Source organism: Sphingomonas sp. PP-CE-1G-424 (assembly GCF_004341085.1).
In the GTDB taxonomy this organism is placed as follows: domain Bacteria; phylum Pseudomonadota; class Alphaproteobacteria; order Sphingomonadales; family Sphingomonadaceae; genus Sphingomonas.
Map to the genome: position 1 here is coordinate 98,850 of NZ_SLXW01000001.1, position 18,655 is coordinate 117,504.

General features: G+C 67.7%; 14 protein-coding genes and 1 tRNA gene. 11 read left to right on the forward strand and 4 right to left on the reverse strand.

All coding sequences use genetic code 11. The annotated features are described in order from the left end of the window. Positions 1-29: 29 nt before the first annotated feature. Complete coding sequence (locus C8J43_RS00510) at positions 30-4,109, reverse strand: translocation/assembly module TamB (protein ID WP_133029970.1); 4,080 nt, start codon at positions 4,107-4,109, stop codon at positions 30-32. 62 nt (positions 4,110-4,171) lie between these two features. Next, the gene (locus tag C8J43_RS00515) at positions 4,172-6,013 is read right to left on the reverse strand and encodes a BamA/TamA family outer membrane protein (RefSeq protein WP_243645348.1); all 1,842 of its coding nucleotides are present in this window, start codon (positions 6,011-6,013) and stop codon (positions 4,172-4,174) included. A 330-nt stretch (positions 6,014-6,343) separates the two neighbouring features. Here C8J43_RS00515 and C8J43_RS00520 point away from each other — a divergent pair, with 330 nt between their 5' ends. Further along, a complete protein-coding gene (locus tag C8J43_RS00520) occupies positions 6,344-6,541 on the forward strand; it encodes a hypothetical protein (RefSeq protein WP_121905533.1) in 198 nt (65 codons plus the stop codon). A gap of 369 nt (positions 6,542-6,910) precedes the next feature. Here C8J43_RS00520 and C8J43_RS00525 read toward each other — a convergent pair whose 3' ends face one another. Further along, positions 6,911-7,543 carry a S24 family peptidase gene (locus C8J43_RS00525; RefSeq protein WP_133029333.1) on the reverse strand — a complete coding sequence of 211 codons (633 nt, stop codon included), beginning with the start codon at positions 7,541-7,543 and terminating at the stop codon, positions 6,911-6,913. Between the two features lie 89 nt (positions 7,544-7,632). On the opposite strand from C8J43_RS00525, the gene C8J43_RS21750 reads away from it, so the two are divergent. From C8J43_RS21750 to C8J43_RS00540, 4 genes are all read left to right on the forward strand, one after another. Beyond that, the gene (locus C8J43_RS21750; RefSeq protein WP_165899516.1) at positions 7,633-7,809 is read left to right on the forward strand and encodes a hypothetical protein; all 177 of its coding nucleotides are present in this window, start codon (positions 7,633-7,635) and stop codon (positions 7,807-7,809) included. A gap of 2 nt (positions 7,810-7,811) precedes the next feature. Continuing rightward, positions 7,812-8,132: a hypothetical protein gene (locus C8J43_RS00530; protein ID WP_133029334.1), complete on the forward strand. Its 321-nt coding sequence runs from the start codon at positions 7,812-7,814 to the stop codon at positions 8,130-8,132. 67 nt (positions 8,133-8,199) lie between these two features. Further along, the gene (locus C8J43_RS00535) at positions 8,200-9,384 is read left to right on the forward strand and encodes an acyl-CoA dehydrogenase (RefSeq protein WP_056055772.1); all 1,185 of its coding nucleotides are present in this window, start codon (positions 8,200-8,202) and stop codon (positions 9,382-9,384) included. A gap of 136 nt (positions 9,385-9,520) precedes the next feature. Beyond that, entirely contained in the window at positions 9,521-10,666 is a 1,146-nt protein-coding gene (locus C8J43_RS00540; protein ID WP_133029335.1) for a CaiB/BaiF CoA-transferase family protein, read from the forward strand. 80 nt (positions 10,667-10,746) lie between these two features. Here the strand turns inward: C8J43_RS00540 and C8J43_RS00545 are convergent, their stop codons facing one another. Then, positions 10,747-12,042 (reverse strand): sugar MFS transporter, encoded by a 1,296-nt coding sequence (locus tag C8J43_RS00545; RefSeq protein WP_133029336.1) that lies wholly within the window; start codon positions 12,040-12,042, stop codon positions 10,747-10,749. A 105-nt stretch (positions 12,043-12,147) separates the two neighbouring features. Between C8J43_RS00545 and C8J43_RS00550 the strand changes: the two genes are divergently transcribed. From C8J43_RS00550 to C8J43_RS00575, 6 genes are all read left to right on the forward strand, one after another. Continuing rightward, entirely contained in the window at positions 12,148-12,693 is a 546-nt protein-coding gene (locus C8J43_RS00550) for a (2Fe-2S)-binding protein (RefSeq protein WP_133029337.1), read from the forward strand. Positions 12,694-13,045: 352 nt separating this feature from the next. Continuing rightward, positions 13,046-14,017, forward strand: a complete 972-nt coding sequence (locus C8J43_RS00555) for an RcnB family protein (RefSeq protein WP_133029338.1) — start codon at positions 13,046-13,048, stop codon at positions 14,015-14,017. A 116-nt stretch (positions 14,018-14,133) separates the two neighbouring features. Continuing rightward, positions 14,134-14,817, forward strand: coding sequence for a 2OG-Fe(II) oxygenase (locus tag C8J43_RS00560; protein ID WP_165899518.1), 684 nt, complete (start codon positions 14,134-14,136; stop codon positions 14,815-14,817). 396 nt (positions 14,818-15,213) lie between these two features. Continuing rightward, positions 15,214-16,965, forward strand: coding sequence for a single-stranded-DNA-specific exonuclease RecJ (recJ, locus tag C8J43_RS00565; RefSeq protein ID WP_133029339.1), 1,752 nt, complete (start codon positions 15,214-15,216; stop codon positions 16,963-16,965). A 47-nt stretch (positions 16,966-17,012) separates the two neighbouring features. Continuing rightward, a tRNA-Glu gene (locus C8J43_RS00570) sits at positions 17,013-17,087 on the forward strand. Between the two features lie 501 nt (positions 17,088-17,588). After that, positions 17,589-18,509, forward strand: a complete 921-nt coding sequence (locus C8J43_RS00575) for an NAD(P)-binding protein (protein WP_133029340.1) — start codon at positions 17,589-17,591, stop codon at positions 18,507-18,509. Positions 18,510-18,655: the final 146 nt, after the last annotated feature.

Sequence of the window (18,655 nt, forward strand, 5' to 3'; positions counted from 1 at the left end):
TTATCCCATCACCGCGGAAGGATCATCCTTCAATAATCCTTCGACACGCGGACGTTGGCGCTCTGGCGGCCGAGCGTGGAGATGCTCGACAGCAGCGACAGCCAGCGGGTGACCTGGAACTCGACCTGCGTAGCGGAATAGCCCTGACCGTCGGTGACGATCTCCGCGTAGAGGCGTCGGGTGACGTATTTGCCGGCCGCGATCGAGGTGCCCTGCCCGGTCTGTGGATCGGCGGGGAGGATGCGGAGGCGGTCGAGCCCGGCGGCGCGGCGCACAGCGTTGATCGGGTTAAGACCGCTGCCGCCGCCCTGCAATGCCGCGACCGCCGCCGCTAGCTGCAACGCTTCGGGCGCGGACAGGTTGGTGATCGAGGTACCGAACAACAGCCGCGACAGGAGTTCGTCCTCGGGCAGCGCGGGCGTGCTGGTGAAACCGATCTCCGGCTTCAGCGCGTAGCCGGTAACGCGGATCGATGCGCTCAGCCCCGTCGAGTCCGCATTCGCCTCGATATCCAAAGCCGGGTTCGCGGGCACCTGCCCGTCGAAGCGGATCACGCCGCGTGCCAACTCGAACTGCCGCCCGGCAAATTCGTAGTCGCCGCGGATCAGCGTGGCGCGGCCGGCGATCGCCGGGTTCTCGGGCTGGCCGGCGATCTGGAGGTTGGCGGACCATTCGCTGGTGAGGCCGAGGCCGCTGACCATGACCTGGTTCGGCGCGCGCGCCTTGATCGCGAGCGTCCAGGGCTTGGTCGGGGTTGCGACTTCCTCGCCGCCGTCGGGCAGGTTGATTTCGCGGATGTTGAGCTGCGGCACCGCGCTGGCGGCGGTGGCCTGGCCGAGGCGATAGCGGCTCTTGTCGAGTATGACGTCGCCGGCGATCGTGCCGCCCGAGCCGGTCGACTTGAACGTCAGCGGGCCGGACACGGTCGCGCCGATATCGTCGCGGTTGATCATCACCGCCTTGTCGGCCTGTAGCGCGAGGTCGAGGCCGATCCCGGCGGCGGCGGCGAATTCGAACTGGCCGGTGCCGGTGACGCGGCCGCCCTTGCCCGCGTCCGCGCCGAACCGGTCGATCACGAGCCGCGACCCGCCGAAGCGACCGCTTGCCTGAACGTTGGTGAGGACGGTGCCGGTGGTGGCGCTCTCGATCCGCGCGCCGTTCGCCTGGACGATACCGCGCAGCGTCGGGTTGGCGAGCGTCCCGACAACATCCGCACCGATCGCGACAGGGCCCGACAGGTCGAACAACTCGACCCCGGTGAGCCGCCAGAGCGTATCGGCCGGGCCGCTGTATCGAAGCTGCCCGAACAGGCGGGCGTTACTGATCCGGGATGCCAAGTCCCCCTGCCCCAGCGGCGCAAGTTGGGCCTGAGCGCGGCCGATGGTCTTGCCGGCAGACGCGATCACCGCGCGCAGACCGAGCTTGTCGGGCGAGAGCACCGCTGCGACGCCGACGTCGATCGGGCGCGACGACAGGACTAGGCCGGCGCGGCTGAGCCCGCGGATCGTGAGATCGGCCTTGCCGGTCGGCGCGGCGCCGTTCGCGGTGGCGATGTTGAAGCGGCCCGACGCGGAACCGCTGAGCCCGAGCCCGGGATAGCCGATATCGAGCAGCGCGAGCGGCATCCGCGCCAGGCTGGCGTCGACCGCCGTGCTGGTGCCGGTAAAATGGCCACCGACCTGCGCCTCGCCGCCGCCGAAGCTGAGTTTGGTCGGTGCGAGGTGCCAGCCGTCCTCCGCCTGCGTCAGCACCGCAGGGGTGAGCAGTTTCAGCGGGCGGCCATCGAGCGTGCCCTGCGCGGAGATCGCGTAGCTGGTCGCGGTGACCTGCGTCACGCTCTGGATATCGAACGCGCGGCCGCGCGAGCCGGCGATCGACGCCTTGATCGTCCCGACGCCGCCTCTGAGCGACGCCGCGCCGTTGAACCGGGCGAGGCTGAGCGCGCCGTGACGGAGGCCAAGGCCGGTCGCGGTCGCCTCGATCGAGGTGCCTGCCGGATCGAGCAGCGTGACGAAATCGAGCTTGCCCGCACGCAGCGCGACGGTGTCGAGCGTCGCGGCCTTGGCAGAGAGATGGCCTTCGATCCGCTGGATGGTGCCGACCGGACGGAACAACAGATCGCCCGAGATCCCGCCACCGGCGACCGCGAGCCGCCCGTCGAAGCCGCCGTCTACCACCGCGATATTCCCGCTCGCGCGCGTCCCCGCGACGTTCAGCGCCGCGATCGCGATCGTCGCGCCGGCCCCCGGCGGCAACAGGATCGCGCCACTGGTCGTGAACGGCCCGAGCCGCGATCCGCCGGCTGCGGTGAACGCGAACCCCTGCGGCGTCGGATCGAGATGCGCGCGGACGTTCGTCAGGCCGAGCGTCGCATTGGGGCTGGCGAAGACGAGGTCGAGCGTCGGCTTGTCGATCTGGCCGTCGAGCACGAGCTGAACCGGGCCATAGGTCTGCTGGCGCCCGCTCCCCTCGAAATGGAAGGTCCCGTCGCGCCGACGATAGCCGTTGCCGGTCAGCCGGATCTGCGGCGCGGTCAGCACCAGGTTGGTGAAGTGGAGAATGCCGTCGGTGGTGCGTTCGAGGTTGGTGGTGATCCGCGGCAACCCGCCTGCGAGGCTGCGGAAGAACGCGTTGTCGAGCCGCACCATCTGCGCGCTGCCCTGGCCGATCACGCGCGTGCCGTGGCGGTTCGGGCCGGGGACGACGCGCAAGGTAGACTTCACGTCGACGATGCCGAGACCGGAAATCAGATAACGACCGAGCCCGCCGTTGATGCCGACCTCGAACTGGCCGTTGCGCAGGTCGACCGCAAGATTGATGCTGCCGGTGAGCTTGTCCGAGCGGAGCTTGAGCGCATCGCCGGTCAGCAGCGTCGGCGTCACGCGGAGCAGGCCGTCGACCGACAGGTTGCGCAGGATCCCGCCCGCGACGGTGCCGACGCCGGTGACGCGCGCCGCGGTGAAACGGATCGGCACGGTGACCGGCGCCGCGGAGAGGCGGCCCTTGCCGGCGGCGTGCGCATTCTCGAACCCGGTCTGGTCGAACGCGAACCGGCTGGCGTCGAGGCGGTAGTCGAACGCCGCGGTCGCGAACGGGCCGTCCAGGATCGCGCGAAGCTCGACCATGTTGCCGGTCATGTTGTCGAACAACGCGGGCGGGCGAAGCAGCCGCGCCTTGATCCGGACGTCACGGTACGCGTTCGCACCGAGATCGACGATCCCGGTCGTGTCGATCGCCAGCGCGGGCGTGCGCAGCGAAAGCTGGCCGTCGAGGCGGCGGTTGGCGAACTCGCCGCTGCCGTTGACGAGGATGCGCGGTGCCGTCAGCCGTTGCAGCCGCCCCTTGAGCAGCGACGACGGCGAGAGCGTGCCCGACAGCGTGTAGCGCCCGGCGACCTGCGCGAGCGCGAGATCGACGACGCGCGTCGTGCCGACGATGCCGTTCGCCCGGCCGTTCCACTTCGCCCAGCTGCCGTCGCCGGTAACCGCGAGCGCGACCGGGCCCTTCGCCTTCACCATTCGCGCGAGCACGCCGCCCGCGGCGCCCTTCGCGGCGACGTCGAGGTCGAAGCGGTCGCGCGCAGGGTCGGCATCGATCCGGAGCTTCAAGTCGTCGCTGCCGGCGACACGCGCCTTGAGATCGACCAGCGCCCGGCCGGAGCGGATGTCCGCGCGGCCTTCGAGCGTCCCGATCCGCTGCGTTCCCAGCACGCGCTTGGCGAGCGTCAGCCGACCGACCGACAGCTTGCCGATATGGATATCGAAATCAGGCAGGATCGGGCCGCGCGTCCTGGACGGTCTGGTGCGCGGCGTGTGCGTCAGGATCGCGCGATCGACGATCAGCCGCTGAATCTCCAGCCGGTTCGAGAACCAGTCGAACGGCGACCAGTCGAGTTCGACATTGGGCGCCTGGAAGACCAGCCCCTCCAGATCGTACACGCGCAGGTCGATCAGCCGCGTATCGCCGTACAGCGAGCCTTCGATCCGCCCGACCGTGAAGCGCAGCCCGTTGGCAGTCCTGATCGCGGCGATCCGGTCCGCGACGAAGCGGTGGCCGATCCCCGTGTCGACGATCAGCAACGCGGTGCCGACGATCACGAGCAGCGCCATGACCGCGCTGACGATCCAGCGCCACCACGTGATCCGGCGCTTTGGAAGAGCAGCCGCCTCGCTCAAAACGCCTGTCCCAGCGAAACATACACCGCAACGCGGCTGTCGCCCGGCTGCGGGTTGATCGGCGTACCGACGTCGAGGCGGATTGGGCCGAAGTTCGAATAATAGCGCACGCCGATCCCGGTACCGTATTGCAGGCCGGTGAATTTCGGCAGCGGCGAGGTGTAGATGTTGCCCGCGTCGAGGAACGGCACGATGCCGAAATTGCCAAACGCCTTCACCCGCGCCTCGATCGAGAATTCGGTCAGGCTGCGGCCGCCGATCGGGTCGTTGTTGGGATCGCGCGGCCCGATCGACTGATAGCCATAGCCGCGCACCGACGCGCCGCCGCCGGCGTAGAAACGCCGCGACGGTGCGACCTCGTCACGCGGGGCGCCGACGATCGTACCGAGCCGGGTACGGGCCGCAAGCACCAGGCGGTCGCCGAACGGCTGGTAGACGCTGCCGTCGAACTGGGTGCGCGCATAGCCGAACACCGAGTTCTGCAACGACACCTCGGGGCTGAGCCGCGCGCCGAGCCGGAACCCCTTGGTCGGGTTCAGCAGATCGTCCGAGCCGTCATAGTTGAGCGTCGTCGGCAGCGCGCCGATGAAGAACGTCCGCCGCCGCGGGGCGCCGGTCGAGACGATCACGTCGCGCTCGTCCGACGCCAGCAGTTCGGCACCGACCGACCATGTCCAGGTCTTCTGGAAGAAGATGTTGGTCTGCCGCTCGAGGCTGCCCGCGAGCGTGAAGGTCTTCGCGTCGTACGCGTCGCGATTGGTGTGGACGCCGGAGGCCTGGAACGTCAGCACCCGGTCGCGGCCCTCGAAATTGTTGCGCCGGAACACGACCGAGCCGAGCTGTTCCTGCGTGCCCAGCACACCGCGCACCGTCAGCGCGCCTTCGGGCGGGAACAGGTTGCGGTGCGTCCAGCTGAGTTCCGCGCGCGCGCCTTCGCCGGTGCCATAGCCGAGCTCGCCCGCGACGGTGCGCGGCGGTGCCGGATCGAGCTTCACCGCGACGTCGACGGTGTCGGGCGTCGACCCTTGCACTGGCTTGAGGTCGACCGCGGAGACGAGGCTGGTCTGGATCAACGCGCGTCGCAGATCGTCGAGCTTCGCTGCATCATAGAGGTCGCCGGGGGAGAAGCGCGCGATTTCGGCGACATGGGCCGCGCCAAACACGCGGTTGCCGGGCAGCGCGCGGATCGTGCCAAATTTGCGCGCGCCGCCGGGTTGCACCGACAGGTCGAGTGTTGCGGTACGCGTGGCATGATCGACGACGATCGCCGGATCGCCGACCTTGGCGAACGGGAAGCCCTCGCGACCGATCTGCGTCGTCAGCTTGGCCTGCCCCGCGACGATCGCATCCGAATTGACGGGGTCGTCGGGCTTCACGCCGAATGCGGTCGTCAGCCCCGGCGCCTTGTCGCCTGCCGCAGCTAGGCCGTTTATCGTCACGCCATTGAACTTGTAGAGCGTGCCTGGGGTGGCCGAGAGCACGACCATCGGCTTGGTGCCCGGCTCGACCCGTGTGACGACGTTGGCGTCGTAATAGCCCTCGGCACGGAGCAGGCTGTTGAGCAGATCGGCATCTTCGCGCGCCCGCCGATCGAGCTGCGCGGCGTTGGCGGCCTGGTGATCGTTCGCGTCGAGCGTCGAAAGCGCTGCGAACCGCTGCCGCAGCAGCGTGTCGTCAATCCCGTCGATACCATCGATCCGCCAGGCGTAGCGGCTTTCGGTATTGGCATCGACCGCAGCGACGGTAGCGGCCGGGTCGATCGGCGAGTTCGCGAGATCGGGCCACGCGACGCCGATATCGGGCAGCGCGGCGAGCGGCGAATTCGGGTCGAGCGACATCGGCGTGTCCGCGGTAGGCGGGGCCGGTATCTGTGCAGGCGCGGGCGCAGGTGCGGTTTGGGCACGCGCGGCAGATGCGCCGGCACCGGAAACCGCCCCCGCTGTCGTCAGAACGAAAAAGGCGGCGGCCGGCCCGGCTCGCCCGACGCGGAACACCATGTCAGGCTCCTAGCCGGGCTTGTCGTTGCGGAACAGTATCTAACGCCGCATTTCCGCCACGTTTCGTCCGGGCGGGGGATCGCGCTGGTGCGGGGTCTGACGCGGGTCGTCCGGCGGGTGGGCGCACGCGCGCGGCTGGCATCCCGGCGCGGTGCGTGGCAGGACGGAGCGATGGCCGACCCCACTTCCCGCGACACCCTTCCTCCCCACAAGGACCCCAGCGCCGCGGGCGGGTTTCTCGTGGCGCTCGGCATGCTGGGCGGCGCGGGTGTCGGCTTTGCCATCGGGCAGGCGACTCCGGGGTTCCTGATCGGGACCGGGGTGGGCGTGCTGGCGGCGGTGCTGGTGTGGGTGCGGGACCGGCGGTAGAGGGCCCGTTCCGCTCGTCCGCCCCCTCTTCTGTTCGTCCCCAGTAGCCGTCGAGTAGTCGCCGCAGGCGGCGTATCGAGACGGCGTATCGAAGGACAGGGTGGCGCACGGAACCGATGCTTCGATACGCGCCCTCGATACGCTCCTGACGGAGCTACTCCGTCGCTACTCAGCACGAACGGAGTGGGGGCAGCGCGAACGGACGAACGGCCTGGACGGATCAAATGTTTGATCCTCCCCCGCCAGGGAGAGGTGTCGCCGAAGGAGACGGAGGGGGAGGATACGGAACGGCGGTTGCTCCTTCCTCCCCCTCCGTCTGGCAAGAGCCAGCCACCTCCCCCTGGCGGGGGAGGATCGTGCTTCACCGCCTCACCGCGGCTCGCGCATCTGCCACACCACGCGGCCGATCACGGCGATCCGCCCCGCCGGGATCGGCCCCGCCGCCGGGTTGTCGCTCGTCGCCATCAGCGTCCCACCGGCCAGCGCGACGCGCTTCACCATCACCGCGTCGTCGATCCGGATGACGTACACCCCGCCTTTCGCGCGCGGCGTCCGGTCGGCAGTGTCGACCACGATGTGATCGCCGTCGAACAGTCCCGGCTCCATCGAACTGCCGCGCACGCGGATGATCGCCGCCTGCCCGTCCCGCAGCCCGAGTTTCCGCGCAAGGCCGGGGTCGAGCGTATCCGTCCCCAGGACGATCTCGCCGTCGACCTGCGCGCCCGGTCCCGCGGATGCGGCGATGTCGAGCTTGCGGATACGGAACCCTGCCGTGCGATCGGGTGGCGCGCCGAGCACGGTCTCGCTCACGCCCAGATAGGCGGACAACAATCGCCGGTCTCGTTCACCCAGAATCCGCGGCGATCCACGGCGGACATATTGCTGGAGATACGCCGCATTGCGCCCGAGCATCGCCGAAAGCGCCGCCAGACTGTCGCCCCGCGCCGCCGCCAGCGTCGCCAGCGCGGTCCTCGGATCGGGATCGGATGCGGTTTTCGACATCACGCGACCCTAGCGCAGGAAATTTCCTAGACAAGTAGGATTTGACGGAACAGATCAAGAACGGAGCAAGGGACTCGGGAGGAACGACGGTGACGATTCTCATGAAGATCGATCGATATCTGCGGCAGACGGGCATGCCGATGACCAAGTTCGGACGACTGGCGGTCGGCGATCCGCGGCTGGTGCACGACCTGCGCCGCGGTCGTCAGGCGCGCGAACCGATGGTGGCGCGGATCGAGTCGTTCATCGCGCGGAACGGATCATGAGGATGGACGCGATCCGCGGCCCCGATGCGGGCACGCTGCTGATCCGAGCGCTCAGTGGCCACGCGAGCGCGGCAGGCGTGACGATGCACGTCGAGTCGATCGCGTGTACGCCGTGGGCCAGCGCGACCTTCGTCGGCACGCTGCACCGGCTGACGATCGCGGCGATGCCCGTACCCGGTCTTCGAGACTGGATCGACGCACTGCCCGAAGCGGCGTTCGCGATGCGCGGGCATATCGTCGCCGATCTGGTGGTCGACCGCATCGAGTCGATCGGCGACCGCGAGCATGTGACGATCGCGGTGCTGACGCTGATCGACGCGTAAACGTCTCGACAGGGGTGGACTTTCGCCCGTGGAGACACGAAGTCGGCGGTCAACGAAGGAGATTCATATGGCCGGGATGGGCAAGTTCGACTGGGCGGATCCGTTCCTGCTCGACGATCAGTTGAGCGAGGACGAGCGGATGATCCGCGACAGCGCGAAGGCCTATGCCGACGACAAGCTCGCGCCCCGGATCATCGACGCGTTCCAGCACGAGCATACCGATCCCGCGATTTTCCGCGAGATGGGTGCGCTTGGGCTGCTCGGGCCGACCATCCCCGAGGAATATGGCGGCGTCGGTGCGTCCTACGTCGCGTACGGCTTGGTTGCGCGCGAGGTGGAGCGGATCGACTCGGGCTACCGCTCGATGATGTCGGTGCAGTCGAGCCTCGTGATGTACCCGATCAACGCGTTCGGGTCCGAGGAACAGAAGCGCAAATACCTGCCCAAGCTCGCGACCGGCGAGTGGATCGGCTGCTTCGGGCTGACCGAACCGGATGCGGGATCCGATCCCGGCGGGATGACGACGCGCGCGAAGAAGACGGCGAACGGTTATGTGATCTCGGGCGCGAAGACGTGGATTTCCAACTCGCCGATCGCCGACGTATTCGTGATCTGGGCGAAGTCCGACGAGCATGGCGGCGGCATCCGCGGCTTTATCCTGGAACGCGGGATGAAGGGGCTGGAGACGCCCAAGATCGAGGGCAAGCTCTCGTTGCGCGCGTCGATCACCGGCATGGTGATGATGGACGAGGTCGAGGTCGGCGACGACGCGCTGCTGCCCGACGTGCAGGGGTTGAAGGGGCCGTTCGGCTGCCTCAATCGCGCGCGTTACGGGATTTCATGGGGTGCGTTAGGCGCAGCGGAGTTCTGTTTCCATGCGGCGCGGCAGTATGGGCTGGATCGCAACCAGTTCGGGACGCCACTGGCGGGGCGGCAGCTTTTCCAGAAGAAGCTGGCGGACATGGAGACCGAGATCGCGCTCGGGTTGCAGGCGTCGTTGCGCGTCGGGCGGTTGATGGACGAGGGCCGGTTCGCGCCGGAAATGGTCTCGATCGTCAAGCGCAACAACGTCGGCAAGGCGCTCGATATCGCGCGGATGTCTCGCGACATGCACGGCGGGAATGGCATTTCCGGGGAGTATCAGGTGATGCGTCACCTGATGAACCTCGAGACGGTGAACACGTATGAGGGCGCGCATGACGTGCATGCGTTGATTCTCGGTCGCGCGATCACGGGTATCGCTGCGTTTTGAGAGCTGCGCGAAGATCGTTGCACCACCCCGGCGAAGGCCGGGGCCCAATTGGGGGACAAGCCTTGGCTGATGCTGTGCGCAGTTATTCCAACCTTTCCAATTGGGCCCCGGCCTCCGCCGGGGTGGTGCTGTGATCGTGGAGGGCAAACCTTCCCCTCTCGCCGGGCTAAAGGTCGTCGAACTCGCGCGCATTCTGGCTGGGCCTTGGGCAGGGCAAGTCCTTGGCGATCTCGGGGCAGACGTCGTCAAGATCGAGAGCCCGGCCGGTGACGACACGCGAACCTGGGGGCCGCCGTTCATCGACAACCCTGACGGCACGCGTGATGCAGCGTATTTCCATGCCGCCAACCGCGGGAAGCGGTCGGTCGTTGCCGACTTAACCACGCCTGAAGGCCAGGCTGTCGTCCGCGACCTGATCGCCGATACCGACGTCGTGATCGAGAACTTCAAGGTGGGCGGGCTCGCCAAATACGGGCTCGACTATGCCACCCTATCCGCGATCAACCCGCGGCTGGTATATTGCTCGATCACCGGGTTCGGGCAGGACGGGCCCTATGCTCCTCGCGCGGGTTACGACTTCATCGTCCAGGGCATGAGCGGGATCATGGACCTGACCGGCGAACCGGACGGCGCGCCGCAGAAGATCGGCGTGGCGTTCGCGGACATCATGACCGGGCTGTATGCGGTGATCGCGATCCAGGCGGCGCTGGCGATGCGCGAGCGGACTGGCCGGGGTCAGCAGATCGACATGGCGCTGCTCGATACGATGACCGGGGTGCTCGCCAACCAGGCGATGAACTGGTTCGCGAGCGGCGTGTCGCCGACGCGGGTCGGGAACGCGCATATGAACGTGTGTCCGTATGCGATTTTCCCGACCAGCGATGGGTGGTTCATCCTGGCGGTCGGGAATGACGGGCAGTTCCGGCGGTTCTGCAACGCGATGGGCTTGCCCGAGATGCGCGACGATCCGCGGTTCGCGACCAATGCCGGGCGGTTGGCGTTCAAGGAATTGCTGTTCGCGGGGATCGAGGCGGCGACGTCTCTGGTGCCTAAGCTGGCGTTGCTCGCGCGGCTGGAGGCGGTCGGGGTGCCGGCCGGGCCGATCAATACGGTGGCGCAGGCGTTCGAGGATCCGCAGGTTATCGCGCGGGGGATGGCGATCGACGTCGCGCGGCCGGATGGGTCTCTCGTCCCGGGGCTGCGTACGCCGATCCGGTTTTCCGATGCGGATTTGGCAACCGGACGGGCGGCGCCGATGCTGCCGAAACCACCGTCATCCTGACGAAAGTCAGGATCCAGAGCGACGTACGCTAGCGTTCTTGGTTCTGGATCCTGGGTCGAGCCCAGGATGACGGATGGGGCTTAGGCGGGGACCTCCGCCACCGGCTTCCGGGCATACAGTCCGTACGCCAGGATCAGCGCGTAGCAGATCGCCGGGAGCAGCAGCGCGAAGTGCAGGCTGCCCGACTTGTCCGCCAGCATACCCGTCAGATACGGGACGATAGCGCCGCCGACGATCGCCGTAGCGATCACGCCCGAGCCTTCCGCCGCGCGCTTGCCGAGGCCTTCAGACGCCAGCGAGAAGATCGTCGGGAACATCACCGCGTTCATCAGGCCGATCGCCAGCAACGCCCAGCCCGACAGCGCGCCCTCGGTGTTCGCCGAGATCAGGATCAGCGCCAGCGTGCCCGTCGCGACGCCCGCGAGGACCTTGCCCGGCGACACCTTGTTCAGCACGTACGCGCCGATGAACCGGCCGACCAGCGCGCCGCCCCAGTAGAACGGCACGTGCTTGCCCGCAGCGACGTCGCTCAGGCCCATCACGCTCGGCTGCATCAGGTAATTGACGATCAGCGAGCCGACCGCGACCTCGGCGCCGACGTACAGGAAGATGCACGCCGTCCCCATCGCGAACCGCGGACGCTTCAGCAGCGTGAATGCGTGGAAGATGCTGCCGGTCTGGTCCTGCTCCTCGTTGAGCCGGTTGCGACGGGTCCACACCACTGCGGCGACGATCAGCAGCGCGATCGCGAGGCCGATATAAGTGTGCACGACGGTCCGCGACGACTCCGTCCGGTACGCGTCGAGCGCGGCGCCGGTGAGCGTCGAGGAGTCGACCGTCGCCAAGCCACCGAGGATCAGCGCGGAGCCGACATACGGGAAGATCGTGGTGCCGAGCGAGTTGAACGCCTGCGCGAAGGTCAGCCGGCTCGAGGCGGACTTGGGGTGGCCGAGCGCCGAGATCAGCGGGTTGGCGACGACCTGCACCACAGTGATGCCTGCGCCGAGCACGAACAGCGCGAACAGGAACATGCCGAAGCTCGCCTGCCCTGCCGCGGGGATGAACAACAGGCAGCCCGCGGTCATCGTAACGAGGCCGATCGACGCGGTCCGCATATAGCCAGCCTTGCGCACGATCGCGGCGGCGGGGATCGAGAACAGCGCATAAGCGAGGAAGAATGCCGACTGGACCAGCATCGCAGTCGCGTGGTCGAGCGTGAAGAGCTCCTTCATCTTGGGGATGATGATGTCGTTCAGCGAGGTGATGCCGCCGAAGATGAAGAACAGCGCGAACACGAACACGCGCAGGTCGGGCGCGTCGTAGCCGTGGCTGGCATCGCCTCCGGCTGCTGCGGTGGATTTGGTATCGACGTGCATCTGTATTGCGCCCTCTCGCGGTATTTGCGTGCGACATAAGCCGGGGGCCCGCCGCGTGGCAATGCCGCGTGGTGCGATCCGTCCCGGCGAGCTAGGACGGCGGGCATGAGCCGCTTCACCGTCAACAACGAGCCGATCGAATACAGACTCGACAACGAGACGCCGTTGCTGTGGGCGTTGCGCGATGCGTCCAACCTGACGGGGACCAAATATGGCTGCGGCACCGGGCACTGCGGTGCGTGCACGGTCGATATCGACGGGCGGGCGATGCGGAGTTGCCGCGTGCCGATCGGCGCGATCGAGGGCGCGTATGTCACGACGATCGAGGGGCTGTCGCGCGAGCGTAATCATCCGGTGCAGCTGGCGTTTATCGCGGAGTCCGTGTCGCAATGCGGGTTCTGCATCCCGGGGATGATCATGGCCGCCGCCGCGTTGCTGAAGCGGAATGCAGACCCGAGCGAAGCGCTGATCCGCGAGCAGATCACGAACCTTTGCCGGTGCGGGGTGTATCCGCGCGTGGTCGAGGCGATCCAACGCGCCGGGCGGGCGATGCGCGGCGAAGAGGTTATTCCGGCAGGACCGCGGCCGGGGATCGACCCGGCGGACTCTGCGCGATTGGTGCCGGCACTTGTCCCGCCGCCTGCGCGGTAGGCGCTTCCTCAAAACCAAGCTTGTTCTCCCGCGAAGGCGGGAGTCCAGTCTGGGCTCCCGCCTTCGCGGGAGAACAAGGTTCGCGATGAACACGTCTGCGGTTTCCACCACCCCGGCGAAGGCCGGGGCCCAATTGGAACGTCCAAGGTGATAGAGCGCGCGCTTCATTACTTGCCCCCCCAGTTGGGCCCCGGCCTTCGCCGGAGTGGATACTTTCGGGTGAGTAACAACTGATCCCGACTAAACCTGTCTAATCGCTGACGAACCCATTCAGCCTCTCCACACGCCGCGGTGCCTATACACGACCCATCATAGGAGTCGGCTCGTGCGCCGGCAGTCGAGGACATCCGCAATGACGGGCAGGTTTTTCAAACTCTTGATGGCGGCCTCCGCGTTGGTGCCGGCAGTAACGATGGCGACGACCGCCACCGCACAGCAGGTCGATCAGGACCGCGGTGATCGGGGCGACCGCGGACAACGCCCGGATCGTGGCCAGCGCCCCGACCGCGGCGATCGCGGCCCGCGCCCATACGGGCAACCCTTCCAGCAACAGCGCCCCGATCGCCCCGCCGCGCCCGACCAAGGCCAGCGTCCGCAACGCGCCGATCTCGGCACGCAACCGCAAGTCCGCGGCGACCGTCCCGACGGGCAAGGCCGTCCCGACTGGAACGGGCAGCGCGGCGGACAGCGTGCCGACCGTCAGGCGTGGAACGACCAACGTGGCAACGGTCAGGGCTGGAACGGCCAAACCCGTCCCGACCCGCGGGCCGGCCAAAACCGCCCCGACTGGAACCGCGACCAGGGACTCCCCGGTTTCGATCGCGGCAACCAGCAGGCCGATCGCAACCAGTTCGATCGCAACAGCGGGCGCGGCGATTGGCGCAATGACCGCGGCGACTGGCGCAACGACGGCCGCGATGGCTATCAGAACCGCCAGCCCAACCGCGCCTACGGCAACGTCCAAGGCTTTGGCCGGCGCGGCTACGACCAAGGCCGGTTCAACCAGGGCGGCGCGTGGAACCGCGGTTGGCGCAACGACAACCGCTACGCCTGGAGCAGCTACCGCGCGTCGAACCGCGGCGCCTATCGCCTCCCGCGCTATTACGCGCCGAGCGGCTGGGGATCGGGTTACCGTCGCTTCAACGTCGGCTTCTCGCTGAACCGGATTCTCTACAACCAGTCCTACTGGATCCAGGACCCGTACACCTACCGCCTGCCCGAAGCGTACGGCGCGTATCGCTGGGTGCGCTATTACAACGACGCGTTGCTGGTCGATCTCGACAGCGGCCGCGTGGTCGACACGGTGTACGACATCTTCTGGTAGGCTCCAGCCTGCCTTCACGCAGTAACAGGGGAGAGCCCCGCGGTGGTCTGGATCGCCGCGGGGCTCTTGCGTTTACACCTCTTGCCTTTCGGGGCAAGTTCGCCAAATCCTGCGGCGTGGGTATCTTTTCAAAAGCCAAGAAGGTCGATCCGGCCGCGGCACTCCGCCAAGCCTTCGGATCGCAGGTCGCCGCGCGCCTCGACGCCAATCCCGCGGTGCAGCGCATCGCGATGGACACCGTACAGTTCTACTATCAGGACAAGTTCCTCGGTCCTGCAACCTGCAAGCGGCTGATCGCGGTGATCGATTCCAAGCGGCGGCCGTCGACCTTGCTGTCCGATCGCCCAAACAGCAATTTCCGGACAAGCGAGAGCTGCGACATGGATCGCTGGTCGCCCGACGTGCAGCCGACCGACGAGGCGATCGCGACCTTGCTCGGGATCGACCTGCTCCACGGCGAGACGATGCAGGGCCAGCGCTACGCCCCCGGCCAGCAATTCCGCGCGCACCATGATTATTTCCACGAGTCCGAGAGCTACTGGGCGAAGATGCAGGAACAAGGCGGCCAGCGCACCTGGACCGCGATGGTGTTCCTCAACGACGTCCCCGAAGGCGGCGCGACCTGGTTCCCGCAGGCCGGCGTGAAGATCGCGCCGAAGCGCGGCATGCTGCTGGCTTGGAACAACATGAACCCGGATGGGGGCCCGAACGGGCTGACGCTGCACGAGGGCATGCCGGTGGTCGAGGGCGTGAAGTATATCGTGACGAAGTGGTTTCGCGAGCGTCCCTGGATCAAGTGAGGAGGGCGAGTAGACAGCCAGGTCGCCCCTCCCCCGTCGCGGAGCCCCCCGCGCGGATTCCTCATCCCCCGTTCGTCCTGAGTAGCCGTCGAGTAGCTCCAACGGAGCGTATCGAGACGGCGTATCGAAGGACAAGTTGGCGCGCGGAACCCTGCTTCGATACGCACCCTCGATACGCTCCTGACGGAGCTACTCGGTCGCTACTCAGCACGAACGGGGGAGAATTTACATTCCGCCAGTCTGCGCAAAACTGTTTCCCCGCGAAGGCGGGGACCCAGACTGGGCTCCCGCCTTCGCGGGAGAACAAGACGCACGTGGTGCACGCGGTTGCGAGATCGCCCTAACCACGCGTCCCTCTCCGCTCGACAATCCCTCCACACACACTACGTCCTAGGCATGACAGTTCTCGGCGTAACCTCCTCCATCCTCGGCCAGCCTTGGCGTTGGCGAGCCCTAGCGGCTGACGGCCGGGATGGCTTTACCGGCGACGACCTCGTCACCCAGCTCCTGCTCGCCAGAGGCTGCCCCCGCGACGCGCTCGACGCGCACCGCACCCCGTCGATCCGCGCGTTCATGCCCGACCCGTCGATCTTCCGCGACATGGACCGCGCCGCCGAGCGTCTCGCCGACGCGGTCCAAGCCGGCGAACAGATCGCGATCTTCGGCGATTACGACGTCGACGGCGCCACCTCCGCCGCGCTGATGGTGCTCGTCCTGCGCGAGCTCGGGATCGAAGCCCGCCCCTACATCCCCGACCGCCTGCTCGAAGGCTATGGCCCGTCGGGCGAAGCGCTCGTCCGCCTCGCCGCCGAAGGCGCCACGCTGATCGTCACGGTCGACTGCGGCGCGCAGGCGTTCGACGCGCTCGACGCCGCCCGCGACGCGAAGGTCGACGTGATCGTCATCGACCACCACAAATGCTCGACCGCGCTCCCGCACGCGCTCGCGCTGGTAAACCCCAACCGCCTCGACGAGACCGAAGGCGCCGCGCACGGCCACCTCGCCGCGGTCGGCATGTGCTTCCTCGCCGCCGCCGCGCTCGTCCGCACGCTCCGCGCGCGCGGTTTCTTCGCGGACCGCGCCGAGCCGAAACTGATCGACCTGCTCGACATCGTCGCGCTCGGCACGGTCGCCGACGTCGCGCAACTCCGCGGCCTCAACCGGGCGTTCGTCTCGCAGGGCCTCAAGGTCATGGGCGCGCGCAAGAACATCGGCGTCGCCGCACTCATCGAAGCCTCGCGCCTGACGCGCAACCCGACCTGCACCGACCTGGGCTTCGCGCTCGGCCCGCGCATCAACGCCGGTGGGCGCGTCGGCCGCGCCGATCTCGGCGTGCGCCTGCTGACCACGCAAGACCCTGACGAAGCCCGCCAGATCGCCACCGAACTCGACCGCCTCAACGAAGAACGTCGCGCAATCGAAACCGCCGTGCAGGAAGCCGCCGACCTGCTCTCCAGCCGCGACCGCGCGGTCGCCGTGGTCGCCGGTCACGGCTGGCACCCCGGCGTGATCGGCATCGTCGCCGGTCGCCTCAAGGAGAAGCTCGGCCGCCCCGCAATCGTCATCGCGATCGACGAGCACGGCATCGGCAAGGGCTCGGGCCGCTCGATCCCCGGCGTCGACCTCGGTGCGGCTGTGATGGCAGCCCGCGAACACGGACTGCTGGTGGCGGGCGGAGGCCACGCGATGGCCGCCGGCCTGACGATCAGCGAAGCCGCGATCCCCGCCTTCACCGACTTCCTCGAAGAGCGCCTCGCCGCCGCGGTCGAACGCTCGAACGGCGACCGAGCGCTGCTGCTCGATGCCGTCCTCGCGGCAGGCGGCGTAAACCCCGGCCTCGTCGAATCGATGGAAGCCGGCGGCCCCTACGGCATGGGCTGGCCAGCGCCGCGCGTGGCGATGGGCCCGGTCCGCGTGATCAAGGCGGACGTCGTCGGCAACGGCCACGTCCGCACGATCGTCGCGGGCGACGACGGCCGCAGCATCAAGGCGATGGCCTTCCGCGCCGCCGAGAGTGCGCTGGGCCAGGCGCTGCTCGGCGCCGCTCCTCACCGCAAGCTCTGGCTCGCCGGCCGCGCGAAGATCGACGACTGGTCCTCGCGGCCCTCGGCAGAATTGCACGTCGAAGACGCTGCCTGGGCCGATTGAGGGGTTGACGCGTCGGCGGCTTCCTTTTAGGCGCCTCCAACCACGCAGGCCCCTTCGTCTAGCGGTTAGGACGCGGCCCTTTCACGGCTGAAGCACGGGTTCGATTCCCGTAGGGGTCACCATCGTCGCCTTTCAAGAAGTGATTGGTGGATGAAACTAGCGTGCCTCATGGTTTCATTTCCCAGACGATGTTGGCCAAATACGCATCCTGCCAGGCAGGCGCAGTTCGCTGCGGGTGATGGATAAGGCTTCTCGTAATCCGCGATGGGTTCGCGACGCTGATCGTCGGAGCGGCTAGCGGTGCGAGCGTAAGCCGGCCCGAACAGGTGACCAACAATGTCGGCGCATTCAGCCTTCACCTACGCCGGAGTGCCACGCTTGATGCGGTGAGCGGTGGCAGGCTGCCGTCTCTCCGCCTGTTCGATCCTGTCGTGCGGAACCAGATCATCGTCGGTCGCGGCGATGTTAAGGCTAGAGGTTCAGGGCTAAGGCACCATTGTTCGGCCGGTGGCCTGGGGCATCACCGAAAATCTGCATCCGTCCGGCTCCAATCGACACGCGTCGCGTTTGAGGGTGTCCGGTCATCGGCACGTTCGGTTGTTGCATGTCGGCACGGGGGTATCATGCGGATCGGAATCATCGGTGCGGGGATGGCGGGGCTGTCCTGCGCGCACGCGCTACGCGGCCAAGGTCATCACCCGATCCTGTTCGACAAGGGCCGCGGGCCGGGTGGCAGGATGTCGACGCGCCGGATCGATACGCCGCTGGGAGAGGCGGCGTTCGATCACGGCGCGCAATATCTAACGGCGCGCGATCCCGCGTTCGTGGCGCAGGTCGAGCGCTGGGCGCAGGACGGCCACGTCGCGCGCTGGTCGCCCGCAAGGCTCGATGCATGGGTCGGGACACCCGCGATGAACGCGCCGATCCGCGCGATGGCGACCGAGTGCGATGTTCGATGGAACACCGCCATCGCCGGTCTTTGCCATGACGGTGGATGGCGGATCGGCGACGAACGGTTCGACGCGGCGATCGTCGCGGTGCCGGCGGAGCAGGTCGCCCCCCTGGTCGCGGACCATGACGGTGCGTTGGCCGATGCGGCCCGCGCCGCGGTTTCCGATCCGTGCTGGACCGTCATGGCAGCGTTCGATGGCCCGGTGCCGACCGATTGCGATCGATTTGCGGATATCGGGATCATCGGATCCGCCGTCCGCAACTCGGCCAAGCCGGGACGGACCGGACCCGAGGCCTGGGTGCTACAGGGCAGTGCCGGCTGGTCGCGTGCGCACCTCGAAGACGAGCCGGACACGATCGCGCGGGCGCTTCTCGCGGCGTTCGCGGATCACATCGGCGCCGGGTCGCCCACCATCATCGCGACCAGCGTCCACCGTTGGCGGTATGCGAAGACCGGGACGTCGGCGCGCGGTGCGTCCTGGAACGCGGAGATCCGGCTGGGGGCCTGTGGCGACTGGCTGCTCGGTCCGCGGATCGAAGCCGCCTGGCTTTCCGGGCAGCAACTCGCGGGGCTCGTCGGACCTGCGAGATAACTCGTCTCTGAAAACCGTTGCCGATGCCGAGTCGCTGAGTCGTTCCCTCACGGCCTCTCAAAGCGTGGATGAGGACCCGGCTGCCTTCGGATAGCAGGCGAGCTCCGCTGGCGTTCCAAATACGATCCATTTGAGAGACAGCGACT

Excerpts from the sequence above, each read along its gene's own strand:
- C8J43_RS00510 (WP_133029970.1), bottom strand. The coding sequence starts at position 4,109 with ATGGCGCTGCTCGTGATCGTCGGCACCGCGTTGCTGATCGTCGACACG.
- C8J43_RS00515 (WP_243645348.1), bottom strand. The coding sequence starts at position 6,013 with ATGTCGCTCGACCCGAATTCGCCGCTCGCCGCGCTGCCCGATATCGGC.
- C8J43_RS00520 (WP_121905533.1), top strand. The coding sequence starts at position 6,344 with ATGGCCGACCCCACTTCCCGCGACACCCTTCCTCCCCACAAGGACCCC.
- C8J43_RS00525 (WP_133029333.1), bottom strand. The coding sequence starts at position 7,543 with ATGTCGAAAACCGCATCCGATCCCGATCCGAGGACCGCGCTGGCGACG.
- C8J43_RS00530 (WP_133029334.1), top strand. The coding sequence starts at position 7,812 with ATGGACGCGATCCGCGGCCCCGATGCGGGCACGCTGCTGATCCGAGCG.
- C8J43_RS00535 (WP_056055772.1), top strand. The coding sequence starts at position 8,200 with ATGGCCGGGATGGGCAAGTTCGACTGGGCGGATCCGTTCCTGCTCGAC.
- C8J43_RS00545 (WP_133029336.1), bottom strand. The coding sequence starts at position 12,042 with ATGCACGTCGATACCAAATCCACCGCAGCAGCCGGAGGCGATGCCAGC.
- C8J43_RS00550 (WP_133029337.1), top strand. The coding sequence starts at position 12,148 with ATGAGCCGCTTCACCGTCAACAACGAGCCGATCGAATACAGACTCGAC.
- C8J43_RS00555 (WP_133029338.1), top strand. The coding sequence starts at position 13,046 with ATGACGGGCAGGTTTTTCAAACTCTTGATGGCGGCCTCCGCGTTGGTG.
- recJ (WP_133029339.1), top strand. The coding sequence starts at position 15,214 with ATGACAGTTCTCGGCGTAACCTCCTCCATCCTCGGCCAGCCTTGGCGT.
- C8J43_RS00575 (WP_133029340.1), top strand. The coding sequence starts at position 17,589 with ATGCGGATCGGAATCATCGGTGCGGGGATGGCGGGGCTGTCCTGCGCG.